14 protein-coding genes are annotated in these 17,048 nt (G+C 72.2%); 6 read left to right on the forward strand and 8 right to left on the reverse strand.

The genetic code is table 11. The annotated features are described in order from the left end of the window. Positions 1-63: 63 nt before the first annotated feature. Genes CES90_RS42955 through CES90_RS42965 form a run of 3 tightly spaced genes read left to right on the forward strand, consistent with a single transcriptional unit; the run spans position 64 to position 3,036 of the window. Positions 64-1,479 carry an NDP-hexose 2,3-dehydratase family protein gene (locus tag CES90_RS42955; RefSeq protein ID WP_189788397.1) on the forward strand — a complete coding sequence of 472 codons (1,416 nt, stop codon included), beginning with the start codon at positions 64-66 and terminating at the stop codon, positions 1,477-1,479. Beyond that, positions 1,463-2,263 carry an NAD-dependent epimerase/dehydratase family protein gene (locus CES90_RS42960; protein WP_189788398.1) on the forward strand — a complete coding sequence of 267 codons (801 nt, stop codon included), beginning with the start codon at positions 1,463-1,465 and terminating at the stop codon, positions 2,261-2,263. Before CES90_RS42955 ends, CES90_RS42960 begins: the two co-directional genes overlap by 17 nt. Next, entirely contained in the window at positions 2,260-3,036 is a 777-nt protein-coding gene (locus tag CES90_RS42965) for an FkbM family methyltransferase (RefSeq protein ID WP_189788399.1), read from the forward strand. Before CES90_RS42960 ends, CES90_RS42965 begins: the two co-directional genes overlap by 4 nt. 76 nt (positions 3,037-3,112) lie before the next feature. On the opposite strand, the gene CES90_RS42970 is transcribed toward CES90_RS42965, so the two are convergent. From CES90_RS42970 to CES90_RS42995, 6 genes are read right to left on the reverse strand one after another with little or no spacing between them, the layout of a single operon-like run. Beyond that, positions 3,113-4,315: an NAD(P)/FAD-dependent oxidoreductase gene (locus CES90_RS42970; protein WP_229914491.1), complete on the reverse strand. Its 1,203-nt coding sequence runs from the start codon at positions 4,313-4,315 to the stop codon at positions 3,113-3,115. Further along, entirely contained in the window at positions 4,312-5,313 is a 1,002-nt protein-coding gene (gene rfbB, locus CES90_RS42975; protein ID WP_189788400.1) for a dTDP-glucose 4,6-dehydratase, read from the reverse strand. Before rfbB ends, CES90_RS42970 begins: the two co-directional genes overlap by 4 nt. Further along, positions 5,310-6,377 carry a glucose-1-phosphate thymidylyltransferase gene (locus CES90_RS42980; protein ID WP_189788401.1) on the reverse strand — a complete coding sequence of 356 codons (1,068 nt, stop codon included), beginning with the start codon at positions 6,375-6,377 and terminating at the stop codon, positions 5,310-5,312. Before CES90_RS42980 ends, rfbB begins: the two co-directional genes overlap by 4 nt. Positions 6,378-6,420: 43 nt before the next feature. Then, entirely contained in the window at positions 6,421-6,615 is a 195-nt protein-coding gene (locus tag CES90_RS42985) for a ferredoxin (protein ID WP_189788402.1), read from the reverse strand. A gap of 56 nt (positions 6,616-6,671) precedes the next feature. Then, positions 6,672-7,931, reverse strand: coding sequence for an activator-dependent family glycosyltransferase (locus tag CES90_RS42990; protein ID WP_229914492.1), 1,260 nt, complete (start codon positions 7,929-7,931; stop codon positions 6,672-6,674). Then, positions 7,928-11,785, reverse strand: coding sequence for an SDR family NAD(P)-dependent oxidoreductase (locus CES90_RS42995; protein ID WP_208921581.1), 3,858 nt, complete (start codon positions 11,783-11,785; stop codon positions 7,928-7,930). The genes CES90_RS42990 and CES90_RS42995 overlap by 4 nt, the downstream gene beginning before the upstream one ends. A gap of 26 nt (positions 11,786-11,811) precedes the next feature. Between CES90_RS42995 and CES90_RS52240 the strand changes: the two genes are divergently transcribed. The 3 genes from CES90_RS52240 (at position 11,812) to tesB (ending at position 14,448) form a co-directional block, all read left to right on the forward strand. After that, positions 11,812-11,898 carry a peptidoglycan-binding domain-containing protein gene (locus tag CES90_RS52240; RefSeq protein WP_208921919.1) on the forward strand — a complete coding sequence of 29 codons (87 nt, stop codon included), beginning with the start codon at positions 11,812-11,814 and terminating at the stop codon, positions 11,896-11,898. Positions 11,899-12,345: 447 nt separating this feature from the next. Continuing rightward, on the forward strand, positions 12,346-13,503 hold the full coding sequence (locus CES90_RS43005) for an acyl-CoA dehydrogenase family protein (protein ID WP_189788453.1): 1,158 nt from the start codon (positions 12,346-12,348) through the stop codon (positions 13,501-13,503). A 66-nt stretch (positions 13,504-13,569) separates the two neighbouring features. Then, positions 13,570-14,448 (forward strand): acyl-CoA thioesterase II, encoded by an 879-nt coding sequence (gene tesB / locus CES90_RS43010; RefSeq protein WP_189788450.1) that lies wholly within the window; start codon positions 13,570-13,572, stop codon positions 14,446-14,448. Between the two features lie 12 nt (positions 14,449-14,460). Here the strand turns inward: tesB and CES90_RS43015 are convergent, their stop codons facing one another. Together CES90_RS43015 and CES90_RS43020 are read right to left on the reverse strand one after the other, a co-directional pair. Beyond that, positions 14,461-15,255 (reverse strand): phosphatase, encoded by a 795-nt coding sequence (locus CES90_RS43015; protein ID WP_189788449.1) that lies wholly within the window; start codon positions 15,253-15,255, stop codon positions 14,461-14,463. Positions 15,256-15,373: 118 nt separating this feature from the next. Continuing rightward, a complete protein-coding gene (locus CES90_RS43020; RefSeq protein ID WP_189788448.1) occupies positions 15,374-16,954 on the reverse strand; it encodes a PucR family transcriptional regulator in 1,581 nt (526 codons plus the stop codon). Positions 16,955-17,048 lie beyond the last annotated feature (94 nt).

Below are 17,048 nucleotides of genomic sequence, written 5' to 3' on the forward strand. Positions count from 1 at the left end.
CATCTGTGACCCCGACCCTGACGGCCCGACCTTGACGGCCCGACCTTGACGGAGAGACCCACCATGCTCGATACGACCGGTCCCCGGTGCGACACCGACTCGGTGCTCGCCGCGCGGCTGGCGGTCTCCGCCACGGCCGCGGGTGGCGAGGCGATGTCCGACCTCCAGTTCCTCGACTGGCTGGACGACCGCCGCCGCACCCACGTCCAGGAGGTGCGGCGCACCACCTTCGCCGAGCTCTCGGGCTGGCACTTCGCCCCGGACACCGGCGACCTGGAACACCACAGCGGACGCTTCTTCGCCGTACGCGGACTGCGCGTCCGCACCGACTTCGGGCCGGTGCCCGAGTGGTGCCAGCCCATCATCAGACAGCCGGAGATAGGCATCCTCGGCCTCGCGGCGCGGGAGATCAACGGTGTGCTGCACTTCCTGCTCCAGGCGAAGGCGGAGCCGGGCAACGTCAACGGGGTGCAGCTGTCGCCGACCGTGCAGGCCACCAAGAGCAACTACAGCCGGGTGCACGGTGGTTCGTCCGTGCCGTACCTGGACTGTTTCCGCGAGGCGGGGGCCCGGGGCCACCGGGTGCTGGCCGATGTGCTCCAGTCCGAGCAGGGCGCGTGGTTCCTCCGCAAGCGCAACCGCAACGTGATCATCGAGGTCGGTCCGGAGGTGGAGGCGACGGAGGACTTCTGCTGGTTGACGCTGCGTCAGCTGGGCGCGCTGCTGCACCACGACGACCTGGTCAACATGGACACCCGTACGGTGCTGTCCTGTCTGCCTGACTGGCACCTCGGCCCCGGCGGCACACCGGCCGCGCACTCGGACGTGGCGGTCCGCAGCTGGTTCACGGCCCAGCAGAGCGAGCGGGAGTTCACCGCCGACCCGCTGCCGCTGCGCGAGGTCGAGGGGCACGGCTGGTACCGCGCCGAGGACCGTATCTCCCACGAGCGGGGGCTGTACTTCAGCATCGTGCCGGTGGACGTCGTCTCCAAGCGGCGGGAGGTGGCCTCCTGGTCGCAGCCCCTGCTCGAACCGCACGGCCTGGGGGTGGCGGCGATGCTGGTGCGACGGGTCGACGGGGTGCCGCACTGTCTGGTCCACGCCCGTGTCGAACCGGGCTATTTGAACATCGTCGAACTCGGCCCCACGGTGCAGTGCACCCCGGAGAACTACGCCCACCTCCCGGCGGCCGCCCGGCCCCGCTTCCTCGACCTGGTGGAGGGCGCCCGCCCGGAGCGGATCCTGTTCGACACGGTGCTGTCGGAGGAGGGCGGCCGGTTCCTGAACGCGCGGAACCGCTATCTGATCGTCGAGACGGACGAGGACATCCGGGCCGATGTCCCGGACGGGTACCGGTGGGTGACGCTGCGCCAGCTGGGCGAGCTGCTCAAGTACAGCCACCACGTCAACGTGCAGGCCCGGACCCTGGTCGCCGCCCTGCGCACGGTCGAAGGGCTCAGCGGTGCGGATCATCGGTGACGGTTTCCTCGGCCGGAACCTGGACACCACGTTCGGTGACCGTTTCCCGGAGGTCACGGCGATCGCCGCCGGGGTCTCCAGTACCTCCACCGCCCACCTCGCCGAGTACGACCGTGAGGCCGAGGTCGTCTACGACGCGCTGGAGGAGTGCCGGCGGGCGGGGCGGCGGCTGGTGTTCTTCTCGACGGCCTCCTTCTCCCTGTACGGCTTCCCTGACGGCGAGGCCACCGAGGCCGGTCCGGTACGGCCGCCGTCCGTGTACGGTCGGCACAAGCTGGCCCTGGAGAGTGTGGTGCGCTCCTCGGGGGTGCCGTATCTGATCCTGCGGCTGAGTCATGTCGTGGGCCGGCACCAGCGGCCGCACCAGCTGCTGCCCACCCTCGTCCGCGCCGTCCTGGACGGGCGGGTGACGATCCACGAGGGCGCGCACCGCGATCTGCTGGACGTACGGCACCTGATGCACGCGCTGGACCGGCTGCTGCGCGACGGGGTCACCGGCGAGGTGCTCAACGTGGCCTCCGGGGATCCCCGGCCGGTGGAGGAGATCGTCACCGCCATCGAACGGCGGCTGGGCGTCACGGCCGCCCGCGACCGCCGCCCGGGCGCCCCCGCGCTCACCCGTGTGTCCGTACGGCGGCTGCGCCGCCTGGTCCCGGACCTCCCGCCCGCCGGCCGGGAGCACCTGGGGGCGCTGCTGGACGCGTATCTGCCCTACTACACGGCCCTGAACGGCAATTCACCACAGAATTCGTCACAGAATTCACCACAGAGGGAGCAAACATGACGGACATCAGGTCGGTTCAGGTCGCCGACGGGGTTTCGGTCCTCGTGCCGCAGACGGAGGGCGCGCTGTTCTCCGAGGTCGATTTCATCTACAACGAGATATTTTTCGAGCGCACGTATCTCAAGCACGGAATCACACTGTCCGACTCCTCGCGGGTCGTGGACGCGGGCGCCAATGTGGGCCTTTTCTCGCTTTTCGTGAAGCAGGAGTTCCCCGGTGCGAAGATCCTGGCGTTCGAGCCGATCCCGGCGATCCACCGGGCGCTGCTGGGCAACCTCGACGAGCACGGCGCCAAGGACGTGGAGGTGCACCGCGCGGCGCTGGGCCGCCGGCACGAGGACGAGGTGCGCTTCACGTTCTACCCGGCGCTGCCCGGCAACTCGACGCGCTACCCGGAGCAGAAGAGCGTCGGGCAGGAGCTGACGGTCGAGCAGATCGGCCAGGACGCGGTGGACAGCATCATGGCCGGGGTCGAGGTGGCGGCCGAGGTGCACCGCCTCTCCGACATGCTGCGCGACTGGGCGCCGGAAGGCCCGATCGATCTGCTGAAGATCGATGTGGAGGGTGCGGAGCTGGAGGTCATGGAGGGGCTGGACGCGACCGACTGGCAGCGCGTCCAGCAGGCCGTCATCGAGGTACAGGACCTCGACGGCCGCCTGGACGCGGTCCTCGCCGTCCTCGACGCGCAGGGCTTCGACGTGACGGTGGAGGGCGCGGCGAACCTCCCGGAGGTCTTCCGCTACTCGATGGTGTTCGCCCGGCGCGGGCACTGACCGACAGGCGAAAGGCCCGGCACCGCAGGGACGCGGTGCCGGGCCTTGTCTGTGGACGGGGCTCGCCTTCGGCCGCTCAGACCGACGATGGCGTCGGGGCCTCCAGGACCCCGCTGAGCACCATGCGACGCAACCGCCCTGCGGCGCGGGGCAGGTTGACGGCGACGGCGGCACGGACCCGGCCGTCGGCGTAGTGCACCGCGGCGAACCTCCCCTCGGCGGGGCTGCCTTCGACGACGTGGGACGGTTCGGTGCCGTCGATCTCGCCGAAGACCTGGATCTTGAGGTCGTGCTGGTCGGTCCAGAAGTACGGCAACGGGGCGAAGGGCGTGGCTCCGGTGCCGGTGCCGGCGAGCAGGTTGCGGGCGACGGCGACTGCCTGCTCGGTGGCCTGGGTGCGGTGTTCCCGGCGTCGTCGGCCCCCGGTGCTCGCGTCGGGCCGGTTCGCCACGTCGCCCACGGCCCACACACCGGGCCCGGCCGCGCCGAGCGCGTCGCAGACGACTCCGTTGTCGACCGGCACTCCCCCGCCGCGCAGCCACTCGGTGTTGGGCAGCGAACCGGTCGCCACGAGGACGGCATCGGCGGGCAGCAGTGTCCCGTCGGCCAGCCGGACCCCGGTGACGGCGCCGCGCGCGCCCTCGACCCCGAGGACGCGCCCCTGCCGGACGCGCAGCCCGAGGCCGCGGTGGGCGGCGGCGACCAGCCCGGCGGCCTGCGGCCCGAGAGGGCCGAGCAGCGGGACCGGGTCGGGGCCGACGAGCGTGACGTCGGCACCCAGGCCGCGCGCGGCGACGGCCGCCTCGGTGCCGAGCAGGCCGGCTCCGGCCACCACCAGCCGCACCCCGCCGGTCAGGGCGGTACGCAGGGCGAGGGCGTCGTCGACGGTGCGCAGCACGTGCACACCGCTCAGCCCTTCGTCGCCGGGCAGCCGCCTGGGCCGTACGCCGGTCGCGACGACCACGGCGTCGGCGGGCAGCCGGGTGCCGTCGGCGAGTTCGACCGTACGGCCGGTGCGGTCCAGGCCGACGGCGTCGGTGCCCAGGCGCAGGTCGATGCCGAGGCGGTCGTAGGTGTCGGGGGCGCGCAGCCGGATCCGGTCCGGCTGCCAGCTGCCGGCGAGGATCTGCTTGGACAGGGGCGGGCGGTCGTACGGCTCGTGCGGTTCGGCGCCGACGAGGGTGAGACGGCCGTCGTAGCCCTGGGCCCGGAGGGTCTCGGCGGTGGTGGCGCCGGCGGCGCCGGCGCCGACCACGACGATCTTGTGCAGGCCGGTCACCAGGCCACCTCCGCCGGGGGGTTCAGCGGCTCCCACCAGCCGCGGTTGTTCCGGTACCAGTCGACGGTCTCGGCCAGGCCGGTCGCGAAGTCCTTGCGCGGGCGGTACCCGAGTTCGTCGCGGATCTTGGACCAGTCGACGCTGTAGCGCCGGTCGTGGCCCTTGCGGTCCGCGACGTACTCGATACGGTCGGGTCCGGCGCCGCAGGCGTCCAGCAGCAGATCCGTGAGCTGACGGTTCGTCAGCTCGGTTCCGCCGCCGATGTTGTAGACCTCGCCGGGGCGACCGGCGGTGCGGACCAGTTCGATGCCCTGGACATGGTCGTCGATGTGCAGCCAGTCGCGTACGTTGCCGCCGTCGCCGTAGAGGGGGACCTTGCGGCCGTCGAGGAGGTGGGTGACGAACAGGGGGACGACCTTCTCCGGATGCTGGTGGTGGCCGTAGTTGTTGGAGCACCGGGTGACGCGGACGTCGAGGCCGTGGGTGCGGTGGTAGGCCAGGGCGAGCAGGTCGGAGGAGGCCTTGGAGGCGGAGTAGGGCGAATTGGGGCTCGGCGGACACTCCTCGGTCCAGGCTCCGGTGTCGATGGAGCCGTACACCTCGTCGGTGGAGACGTGCACGAAGGTGCGGACGCCGTGGCGCAGGGCCGCGTCGAGCAGGGTGTGGGTCCCGAGGACGTTGGTGCGGACGAACTCGCCGGAGCTGAGGATGGACCGGTCCACATGGGACTCGGCGGCGAAGTGCACCACCTCGTCGTGGTCGGCCATCAGATCGTCCACGAGTTCCGTGTCGCAGATGTCGCCCTTGACGAAGACGAAGGCGGGGTGGTCCCGGACCTCGTCCAGGTTCTCGGGGTTGCCCGCGTAGGTGAGGGCGTCGAGGACGGTGACGGAGACGTCGGCCGGGCCGCCGGGGCCGAGCAGGGTCCGTACGTGGTGGGAGCCGATGAAGCCGGCGCCGCCGGTCACCAGGACGCGGGTGCGGTGGGTACGGGTCATGACGAGATCTGCACCCGCCCGTGGTCGCCGATGACCAGCCGGTGAGTCGCGGGGACCCGCGGCCCCAGCGTGACCCGCACATTGCGACCGACGAGCGACCCCTCCACCCGGCGGATGCCGTCGAAGACGGACTCCTGCAGGATGATCGAGAACTCGATCTCACTGTTCCGGATGACGCACTCCTGGGCTATGGACGTCGAGGGGCCTATGTAGGAGTCCTCGACGAGGGTGCCGGCGCCGATGATCGCCGGGCCGACGATGCGCGACCCGCGGATCCTGGCCCCGGCCTCGACGCGTACCCGGCCGACGATCTCGCTCGCTTCGTCGATGTCGCCGTCGACCCGGTACTCCAGCAGGTCCAGGAGTCTGCGGTTGACGTCGAGGATGTCGGCGGCGTTGCCGGTGTCCTTCCAGTAGCCGGTGATCACCGTGGAGCGGATGTCGTGCTCCCGCTCCAGCAGCCACTGGACGGCGTCGGTGATCTCCAGCTCGCCGCGCTGCGAGGGGCGGATCGCGGCCACCGCCTCGTGGATGGCCGGGCCGAAGAGATACACGCCGACCAGCGCCAGGTCGCTGCGGGGCTGCCGGGGTTTCTCCTCCAGCCCCACCAGCCGGCCCAGGTCGTCGAGTTCGGCGACACCGAACGCGGACGGGTCGGGCACCCGGGTGAGCAGCAGCTGGGCGTCGGGGCGTTCCTTGCGGAACTGGTCGACGCAGTCGTTGATGCCGCCGAAGACGAAGTTGTCGCCGAGGAACATCACGAAGTCGTCGTCGCCCAGGAAGTCCCGGGCGATCCGCACGGCGTGGGCGAGGCCGAGAGGGGCCTCCTGCCGAAGGTAGGTGACGTCGAGGCCGAACGCGGAGCCGTCGCCGACGGCCTGCCGGATCTCGTTCTCGGTGTCGCCGACCACCACCGCGACGTCGGTGATCCCGGCGTCGGCGATGGCCTCCAGGCCGTAGAAGAGGATGGGCTTGTTGGCGACCGGCACCAACTGTTTCGCGGACGTGTGGGTGATCGGTCGCAGCCGGGTGCCCGCACCTCCCGACAGCACAAGAGCCTTCACGGTTTCCATCCCGCCTTAACTGTGTCGTGGGTGTGGGAGGCGGTCAGGGCCGCAGTTCGATGGCCCGGGCGGGACAGATCAGTTCCGCCTCCTTCGCCTCCGAGCGCAGCGACTCCGGCGGCTCGGCCAGCAGCAGCTCCACGAGACCGTCCTCGTGGCTCTGGTCGAAGATGTCGGCGGCGGCCAGCACACACTGGCCGGCGCCGACACAGCGCTCGCGATCCACGTTGATCCTCATGACATTGTCCTGCTTCCTGTGATCGGGGGGGGTCGTGGGGTGCCTGGCACACGCTGTCAGCGGGCCGCCGCCAGGCGTTCCAACGCGGGCACCACGGCGTGCGGGGTCGGCATGGCCTCGCAGTCGGCCCGCAGCCGCCGCGCCGCCGCGGCGGGCTCCGGCTTACCGACGAGCCGCCGGATCTGGTCGCGGACCGTCTCGGCCGTGGCATCCCGGTGGTGGAGATAAGCGCCCGCGCCGGTGCGTTCCAGCGCCCGGCCGCGCAGTTCGTGGTCGGAGACCAGCGTGGAGAGCACCAGCTGGGGCACCCCGGCGGCCATGGCGGTGGCGAAGCTGCCGTAGCCGCCGTGGTGGATGACGGCGGAGCAGCTCGGCAGCAGGGTGTGCAGGGCCACCGAGTCGACGGCCCGGGCGTTGTCGGGGAGGGTGCCGAGTTTCTCCCGCTGGGCGGGGAGCAGCGCGGCGACGACCTCCACGTCGTCGTCGGCCAGCGCGTCGAGGATCTCGGGCACGGAGACGTAGTCGCCGCCGTAGCCCTCGGTGTTGGAGGTGCCGAGGCTGAGGCAGACGCGGGGTCGCTCGGCCTCCTCGCGCAGCCAGTCCCACACCACCGCGCGCCCGTTGTAGGGGACGTGCCGCATCGGCAGCTCGGGGGACGCCGTGGGGACGGACAGGGCGGCGGGCAGGGTGCTGAGGGTGGCCTGGCCGTGCAGCATCTCCTCGTCGCAGGAGAACCCGAACGGCTCGGACCTCGCCGTCAGCCAGTCGGCGAGCGGATCCACCCGCTCGTGCTCGGGCTGCTCCCGCATCAGGTCCAGATAGGTGTGCCGGGTACGGCCCCAGACGTCGGCGCACCACATCAGCCGGGCGTGCGCCGCGCCGCTGATCCGGGCGGCCACGGCACCGGCGTACGCCAGCGGGTCACGGATGACGAGATCGGGCCGCCAGCTCCGGGCGAGTGCCGCGAGGTCGTCGATCATGGAGTCGTTGTAGACGGCGAAGGCGTACGGCACGCTCACCTCGTAGCGCTCCTTCAGCTCCGCCCAGTCCACGCCGTCGGGGCCGTCGCGTTCGCAGCGGCTCCAGTTCGTGGTCCGGTAGTCCTGGGAGTCCCGGTAGGCGCTCATGCCCTGGTGGATGCCGTGGTCGGTGCCGACGGGGACGGCGGTGAGACCTGCCTGCGTGATGGTCTCGGTGGCCATCGGCTGGCTCGCGACGCGGACCTCGTGGCCGGCCGCGGTGAGCGCCCACGCCAGCGGGACCGTCAGATACACATGGGACTTCTCGGACAGGGTGACGAACAGGACGCGCATCATGCTCCCTCGGGTCGGTCGGCCGGCTCGTCGCCGGTGGCGTGCGGCAGCACGGTGTCGATCCAGGTGGCGAGGGCGCCCGCGGTGGTGGTGGCGTGGGACTCCATCATCGTGAAGTGGTTGCCGGGGACGTCCACGACGGATCCGGCGCCGTCCCAGGAGCTCTGCCAGTCCGCCGGGCGCAGCAGCCCCGAGTCCGCCGCGGTCACGGGCGGCTCGGTGGACCTGACCAGCACCACGGGCGCGGACAGGTCGTCCGGGTCCCATTCGCCGATCATGCGGATGTACCAGGCCATCGCGGAGAGCCGGTCGGCGTCCATGTGCGCGAACATCGACTCCCGGTCGAACATCCCGCCCAGCATCTCGGCCGAGAACCGGGTGAACGGGGAGTCCGCGCGCGGCATGTACGTGTCGAGCAGGGCCACGCCCAGCGGCGGATGCCCCGACTTCTCCAGATGGCGGGCGGCGGCCAGGGCCAGGATGCCGCCGGACGACGATCCGGTGAGCACGAACGGCCTGCCGTCCGTGCACCGCAGCACCCATTCGGCCTGGGTCCTGGCCACCACGTCCAGCGAGGCGGGCAGCGGTTCGTCCGGCCCGAAGCCGGGTGTGGGCAGCGCCCATACGTCGCGCTCGCCCCGGAAGGCGGACGCGAACCGGGCGTACTGGTGCACACCGGCCAGCGCCACATAGGAGCTGAAGCAGACCAGCGCGGCGCCCTTGTCGCCGGCGGCGAGCCGGAGCCCGCCGGCCGAGGCGGGGAGCCCGGTCGGGGAGTCGAACACGGGGCGCAGATCGGCGACGGCGTTCAGCAGGGCGAAGCCCTCGTCGATACGGCCCTGCCGGCACGCGTCCCGGAACAGTGCGCCCACGGTGTCCTGCGGGCGGGCGGCACGCTCCGGCGTCTCCTCGTGCGCCCCGCCCTGCTGCGGGGTCCCGGACGCCGTGGACTCCGTCGCGGCGAAGCGTTCGGCCAGCTCGGCGGCGACCGCCCGCGGGGTGTCGTGGTCGAAGACCAGGGTGGCGGGCAGCCGGAAGCCGGTCGCCGAGCCGAGCCGGTTGCGCAGTTCCATGGCGGTCAGCGAGTCGAAGCCCAGCTCCACGAAGTGCCGGTCGGGCAGCACCTCGTCGGTGGAGTCGTGGCCGAGCACGAAGGCGACCTGGGCCCGTACCTCGTCGAGGAGCAGCGCGAGCCGCTGCTCCGGGTCACCTGCCGTGAGCCGTGCGGCGAGCGAGCGTCCGCCGTCCGTGGCGGTGCCCGCGGCAGCCCTGCGGCGGGCGGCGGGACCCGTGGTCGACGGGGTGCGCCGGGCCAGAGCGACCACGGCCGCGTCGGGGGTGGCCATCGCCTGGTCGAACAGGGCGAGGCCCGCCTCGGAGGTCAGCGGCAGCATGCCGCCGCGCGCCATCCGCTCCCGGTCGGCAGCGCCGAGCCCGGCGGTCATGGCCGACTCGGCCGCCCACAGCCCCCAGGCGATCGACGTGGCTGGCAGCCCTCGCGCCCGGCGGTGCGCCGCCAGCCCGTCGAGGAAGGCGTTCGCCGCCGCGTAGCCGCCCTGGCCCGCCGCGCCGAAGGTGCCCGCGGCCGACGAGAACAGCACGAACGCCGACAGGTCCCGGTCCTCGGTCAGCCGGTGCAGCTGCCAGGCCGCGTCCGCCTTGGGGGCGAGTACGCGGTCGATCTGCGCGTCGGTGAGCGAGGCGAGCGTCGCGTCGTCCACGACGCCGGCGATGTGCACGACGGCGGTCAGCGGGTGCTCCTCCGGGACGCCGGCGAGCAGGCCCTCCAGCTGGGCCGGGTCGGTGACGTCACAGGCGACGACCGTCGACTCGGCGCCGTGTTCGGCGAGTTCCGCCACGAGGGCGTCGGCGCCCGGCGCGTCCGCGCCGCGCCGGGACGCCAGCAGCAGTCGGCGCGCGCCGTGCGTGCTGACCAGGTGCCGGGTCACGAGGGTACCGAGGGTGCCGGTGGCGCCGGTGACCAGGACGGTGCCGTGGGGGTCCAGGGGCGGACCGGCCGCCGGTGTCGACGGTTCGCTCAAGTCCGGTACGAGGAGGGCCCCTTCGCGTAGGGCGGCCTCGGGGCGGGCCGCGACGATCGCGGCGGGGACGGCATCGAAGACAGCGGCATCACCGGGCGAACTGGACAGGTTTGGCGCGAGGTCGAGGAGGTGCAGCCGGTCGGGGTGTTCGATCCGGGCGGACCTGATCAGACCCCACAGCGCGGCACCGGCGAGGTCGGTCACGTCCTCGGCCCCGTCGGTGGCGAGGGCGCCTCGGGTGACCAGGACCAGGCGGGAGTCGGCGAAGCGGTCGTCGTCGGTCCACTGCCGGACGAGGTCCGCGGTCCCGGTCAGCAGCTCCCTGGTGGCCTCCGGGGCGGGTGCGCCGGAACCGGTGCGGACGGTGAGGACGGCCTCGGGGGCGGCGGTCCCGGTGTCGACGGCCGCGCCGAGGGAGGCGAGGTCGGCGTAGCACTCCAGATGGACTCCGGCCGTGTGCAGCGCCTCGGCGAGCCCGCCGTCGCCGTGCCCGATGAGGGCCCAGCGCACGGTTTCGGGTGCCGGGGCGGCGGGTTGCGGCTCGGTGCGCCGCCAGCGCTGGACCAGCAGGGGCGGGGCGTCCGCCGTACCGCCGGGGGCCGCGTCGGGGATCTGGCCGGCGGTGAGCCTCCGCAGCAGCAGACCGTCCGCCGTGGCCACCGGCCGGCCCTCGGGGTCGGCGACGGACAGCGCGAACTCCAGCGGGCGTCCGGTGGGCGCCAGGTGGACGCGCAGTGCGGTGGCCCCGGTCGCGTGCAGGGAGACGCCGTTCCAGGTGAAGGGGAGGACCGCCCCCGCCCCGGTCTGTGCGTCATCGCTGTCGTCGTCCGGTACGCCGACGAGCAGGGTGTGCAGGGCGGCGTCGAGCAGGGCGGGGTGCAGGGCGTAGCGAGCGGCTTCGGCCCGGTGGGACTCGGGGAGCGCCACCTCCGCGAACAGGTCCCGGTCCTGGCGCCAGACACGCTGGAGCCCCCGGAACGCCGAACCGTAGTCGAAGCCTCCGGCCGCGAACCGTTCGTACCAGTCGGCCTCCCCCGCCGCATCCGGCACGACGGGCACGGCGCCGGGCGGTGGCCAGGCGGCCGGCTTCCCGGCTTCTTGGGCGTCTGCGGCGTCTGCGTTGTCTGCGGCCAGGAGCCCCTGCGCATGGCGGGTCCACGGCTGGTCCGGGGCGGCGTCGGCGGCCCGCGAGTGCAGGCTGAACTCCCGCCGTCCGTCCGCGTCGGGGGCGCCGACGGCGAGCTGGATCTGTACGGCGCCGTGGTCGGGCAGCACCAGCGGGGTCTCCAGGGTCAGTTCGGCCACGTGGCCGAGGCCGACCTGGTCCCCGGCGTACACCGCCAGTTCGAGGTAGGACGTGCCCGGCAGGATGACCCGGCCCAGCACCCGGTGCCCCTCCAGCCAGGGGTGGCTACGGAGGGACAGCCGCCCGGTGAGCAGCAGCCCGTCCGTGCCGGGGACGCTCACGGCGGCCGCGAGCAGCGGATGCTCGGCCCTCTCCAGCCCGGCGGCGGTCACATCACCGGCCGCTTCGGACGCCTCCAGCCAGTAGCGACGCCGCTGGAAGGCGTACGTCGGCAGCGGCACCGCCGGCGCCTCGGGCAGCTGAGCCGCCCAGTCGGCCCGGGTACCGTCGACGTACAGTCTGGCGACCGCACCGAGGAGCGCGGACACCTCGGGCCGGTCCTTGCGCAGGGCCGGGGCGAGGACGGCCGTTTCGGGGTCGTCGAGCGTTGCCTGGGCGAGCGTGGTGAGGGTGCCGTCGGGGCCGAGTTCGAGGTAGCGGCCAACACCCTGCTCGGCGAGGACGCCCACGGCGTCGGCGTAACGGAAAGTCGGCGGTGGTCGACTTCCAGAAGAAGCACCACTTGCAGGTCGACGGCGTCATCGGCCCGCAGACCTGGCGCGCCCTGCTGGGCACCCGCTGACGCGAGCGGTCCCGGCGGCCGGCCGACGGCTCCTTCCCACCGCACCCGCAGCGGAAAGGAGCCGTCGCTGCACATGGCCGGCGACAAGCCGAACGAGGCCGCCCCCGACGTGGTGGCCCCAGGCCCTGTGTTCCGGACGGGCTGTTCTCCTCGCCCACGACGTGAGCCGCACCTCGTGGGTCTTGGGTTCTGGACTGGCTGCGTGCAGCCCTCGGGGAGAAGCAGGGCTGACCTCGGTGCGCTACCGGCGGGCCCCTGCCCCACGAGTGGCTGCCAGGCCGTACCGGGCCGGCGTCCCCGTCCGCGAGGCGGAGTGACGAGTGTTACGTCGGGGGCACTCTGGACGCACTTGGTACTCGCCGGTACGGTTTGTCTGAGCAAGCGCTTAGCCATGTCTGCGGTGGGCGCTTGGGTACATCCGAAGGTACTCAGGTGGAGGTGACGGCGGTGCGCCGTACGGTGTTCAACGAGGATCACGAGGCGTTCCGGGAGACCCTGCGTGCCTTCATCGAGGCCGAGGTCGTGCCGGTCTACGACGAGTGGTTCGCCGCGGGTCAGGCGCCGCGGGACTTCTACTACAAGCTGGCCGAGCTGGGCATCTTCGGTATCCGGGTGGACGAGGAGTACGGCGGCGCCGGCATCGACTCGTACAAGTTCGAGGCCGTGCTGTACGAGGAGACCGCCCGTGCGGGCGTGACCTTCGGCGGCTCCGGGGTGCATGTGCTGCTCGGTCTGCCGTACGTCAAGATGCTGGCCACGGACGAGCAGAAGAAGCGGTACCTGCCGAAGTTCGTCTCCGGCGAGGAGATGTGGGCCATCGCGATGACCGAGCCGGGCACCGGCTCCGACCTCGCGGGCATGAAGACCACCGCCAAGCTCAGTGAGGACGGGACGCACTACGTCCTCAACGGTGCCAAGACCTTCATCACCGGTGGCGTCCACGCCGACCGCATGATCGTCTGCGCGCGTACGGCCGCCCCGACCAAGGAGGACCGCCGGCACGGCATCTCCCTCCTCGTCGTGGACACCAAGGCCGAGGGGTACTCGGTCGGGCGGAAGCTGGACAAGCTCGGGCTCAAGACCTCCGACACCGCCGAGCTCGCCTTCGTCGACGTCAAGGTGCCCGTCGAGGACCTCCTCGGTGAGGAGAACAAGGGCTTCTACTACCTCGGCCACAACCTCGCCTCCGAGCGCTGGGGCATCGCCTACGGCGCCTACGCGCAGGCCAAGGCCGCGGTGCGGTTCACCAAGCAGTACGTCCAGGACCGCGTCGTCTTCGGCCAGCCCGTCGCCGCCTTCCAGAACACCAAGTTCGAACTGGCCGCCTGCCAGGCCGAGGTGGACGCCGCCGAGGCCGTCGCCGACCGTGCCACGGAGGCCCTGGACGCCGGTGAGCTGACGCCGGCCGAGGCCGCCAGCGCCAAGCTCTTCTGCACCGAGGTCGCCCACCGTGTCATCGACCGCTGCCTCCAGCTCCACGGCGGCTACGGCTTCATGAACGAGTACCCGATCGCCCGCCTGTACGCGGACAACCGCGTCAACCGCATCTACGGCGGCACCAGCGAGATCATGAAGTCGATCATCGCGAAGGACATGGGCCTGTAAGGCATGATCCTGTAAGGACATGATCTTGTAAGGTCCGCGAAATTACTCGCCGGTAGAAAAGGCTTTATGAGCCAGGCACCACTTCAGGATCTCCTCGATCTGCTCGACCTCGAGCAGATCGAGGAGAACATCTTCCGCGGCCGCTCCCGGCCCGCCATCGTCCCGCGCGTCTTCGGCGGGCAGGTCGCGGCCCAGGCGCTCGTCGCCGCCGGGCGGACGGTCCCCGAGGACCGGCTGCCGCACTCCCTCCACGCGTACTTCCTGCGTGTCGGCGACCCGGGCGCGCCCATCGTCTACACCGTCGACCGCATGAACGACGGCCGTTCCTTCACCGCTCGCCGCGTCGTCGCCGTCCAGCACGGGCAGCCGATCTTCGCCCTCTCCGCGTCCTTCCAGCGGTACGAGGAGGGCCTCGAACACCAGGCCCCGATGCCCGCCGCGCCCGACCCGGAGACCCTCCCCACCGCCGAGGAACGGCTGCCGTCGTACGACCTCGCCCCGGCCCTCGTCCAGAGGATGCTGGAGGCGCGGGCCGCCGTCGACCTGCGGTACGTCGACGATCCGCCCTACGGCCGCTACGGCGAGCCCCGAGAACCGCGCTCTCAGGTGTGGTTCCGCGCCGACGGCAAGCTCGACGACGACCCCCTCCTGCACGTCGTCCTCGCCACCTACGTCTCCGACATGACGCTCCTCGACTCCATCCTGCTCGCGCACGGGCGCGGCGGGTGGGCCGTGGGGGACGTGGTCGGGGCGTCGCTGGACCACGCCATGTGGTTCCACCGGCCGTTCCGCGCCGACGAATGGCTCCTGTACGACCAGGAGTCGCCGTCCGCGTCGGCCGGCCGCGGCCTCGGCCAGGGCCGGATCTACACCCAGGACGGACGGCTCGCGATCTCGGTCATCCAGGAGGGCGTCGTACGCGTGCCGAGGCCGAGGACTCCGTAAGCCTCCAGTCGGTTACAGCTCGCTCAGGCCCGCCTGTTCCAGCAGGTACGCCGTCATCGGGTCGTAGTGGCGCGGGCTGACCACGTGGTCGTCGAGGGGGACCGCGACCTGGAGGGTGCCCTCGGACTCGGCGAGGAAGAGGGCGGGGTCGTTGCAGTCGGCGTAACCGACGGAGTCGATGCCGAGCTGGCCCGCGCAGCCCGCCCAGCCGTGGTCGGCGACCACCAGGTCGGGCAGCGGACGGCCGGTGCCCTCAAGTCCCCGGAGGATGGCCCGCATCGGCTCGGGGGAGTGGGTGTGCCAGAGGGTGGCGCCGTGTTCGAGGACGGCGACGTCCGCGAACTGCATGACGTAACCCTCCTCCGTCTGCAGGCCGTCCGGGATGACGACGATCTCGCAGCCCGCCGCGCGCAACGCCTGCGCCGTGGCCCGGTGCACGTCGAGAAGACCGCCGGGGTGGCCGGTGGCGAACAGCACCCGCTGCTCGCCGTCGGCCGCCTTGCGCAGCCGCGCCGCCATGCGCTCCAGCGCGTCGACCGTCAGATCCGGGTCGATCGTGTCCTGGCCGTACCGGTGACCGGGGTCGTCGTTCACGCCGACCCGCTCCGCCATCACGGCCAGCACATCCTGCTCGTCGCTCCAGCGGTCGCCGAGCTCCAGGCCCAGCCAGTAGTGGCGGTTGCCGTTGGCCAGTTCGCGGTAGTGGGAGAGGTTGTTCTCGCGCGGCGTGGCGACGTCGCCCGCGATACGCGTCCGTACGAGGTGCTCGACGAGCTCGGCGCGGCTGGGGATCCCGGATATCGGCATGCCCCCATTGTGAGGCAGACAACTGTGGGAGTCCTCCGTGTGACCGCCGCATGCGACCTGCGTCACTCCCCGGCCATCTGCGCCATCCCAAGAAGGCCGCCGGTTCACCGCTCGCGGCTCACCGCTCGCGCAGCGCGAACCACAACTCCATCCGCACGTCCGGGTCGTCCAGGTCCGCCTCCAGCAACACGGCGCAACGGCCGATCCGTTGGCGGACCGTGTTGCGGTGCACGGCCAGCGCCACGGCCGTACGGTCCCAACTGCCGTGCAGCGACAGCCAGGTGCGCAGGGTCTCGGCGAGCGCGGGCGAGTCGGCGAGCGGGGCCAGGAGCGCGCGGGCGTGCGCGGTCGCGTCGTCCGCCGGGATCAGCTCGGCGAGCGCGGTACGGGTGCCGTGGCGCACCAACGCCGTACGGGTCGCCCTCGCCCGGGCCAGGGCGCGGGCCGCCTGCGTGTCGGCGGACGCCCACGCGTGCGGGGCGGCCGGGGCGCTGACCCCGCAGGTCCAGCCGGGCTGGGCGGTGATCTCGTGGTCGGCCGGGACGAGGACGCGGACGGTGTCGCCGTGGGCGTCCACGAGGGCGGAGCCCAGGGCTGCGCCGAGCGTGGCTGCGGAGAGGGGGTCCGGGGCGTCTTTGGTGGGGCGGGCGTGCACGACCTGCCACCGGTCGCCGTGGCCGAGGAGGGGGGCCGCCTCCTCCGGGGATGCGCCGAGGAGGAGGCGTACGAGGGCCGAGGTGCGGGTCGCGCCTGTGCCGCTCTGTTGTTCGCCGGTGAGGAGGGAGAGGAGTACGGCGGCGACGGAGGTGATGGTGTGGTCGCCCGGGGTGCGGTGTGGGGTTGCTACGCCGAGTACGAAGCCGGGGCTGGTGGTCAGGGTGTAGGCGGTGAGGTGGGTGCCGTTGATCGTGTCGGTCGCGGAGGTGGGAGTGGAGGTGCGCGGGGAGGGCTCGGGTGGTTCGGGTGGTTCGGCTGGTGCTGGTGCTGGTGCGTGGGGGTTGTTCGCGCCCACGCGGCGGAGCCGCACGGTGTCACGCCCCGCGCCCCTGAGAGAACGGGGGTGGACCACCGCTGCCAAAGTCGCCAGACGTCGTGTCACCGCTTCCCCCTGCTCCCGGCCGAACGACGCCATTTCCGCCCCCTCGGCCCCGTACAGCACCGCCCGGCCGCCCACCCGTTGCGCCAGCCGGCGTAGGACCGCCCTCACCGGGTCCGGGCGGGACGCGGCTGCCGCGAGGCTCTGCTGGGCCTCTGTGACTCGGCGGAGTTCGGTGTGGCGGGCCTCGGCCATCAGTTGCCAGACCGCTCGGGCCACACCGGAGAAGGTCGTCCGGGGCGGGACCTCGATCAGCGGCAGGCCGTACGTGTCGCAGGCGGCGATCAGGGCCCTCGGGACCGTGTCGTGCACCGGGGCGACGCCGAAGCCGAGGGCTGTGCCGCCTGCCTCGACGATGCGGGAGATGTAGTCGTCGAAGTAGGTGCCGGAGCCGGCCGCCTCGGGGATGTGGACGCCGGCCGTCAGGAGGAGCTCGCCGCCCAGCAGGTACGGGTAGGGGTCCGACATCTCCGAGGTGTGGGCCCAGTGGATCACCGTGTCCTCGTCGACCGGGCCGGCGATCTGGCGCAGGCCCAGGTCCTGGCGGGCCAGGAGGGCGGCGAGGGGCACGGGTGGGGTGGGGGGAACGGCGGGGTCCGACATGGCGATGTGCGTGGTGATGTGCGTTTCCTTCAGTCGTGTCCGCTCAAGTGGATGAAACGTACACTTCGCAGTCGCTTTCCGGCCACCTAGTGTC

The organism is Streptomyces capitiformicae (assembly GCF_002214185.1).
GTDB lineage: Bacteria > Actinomycetota > Actinomycetes > Streptomycetales > Streptomycetaceae > Streptomyces > Streptomyces capitiformicae.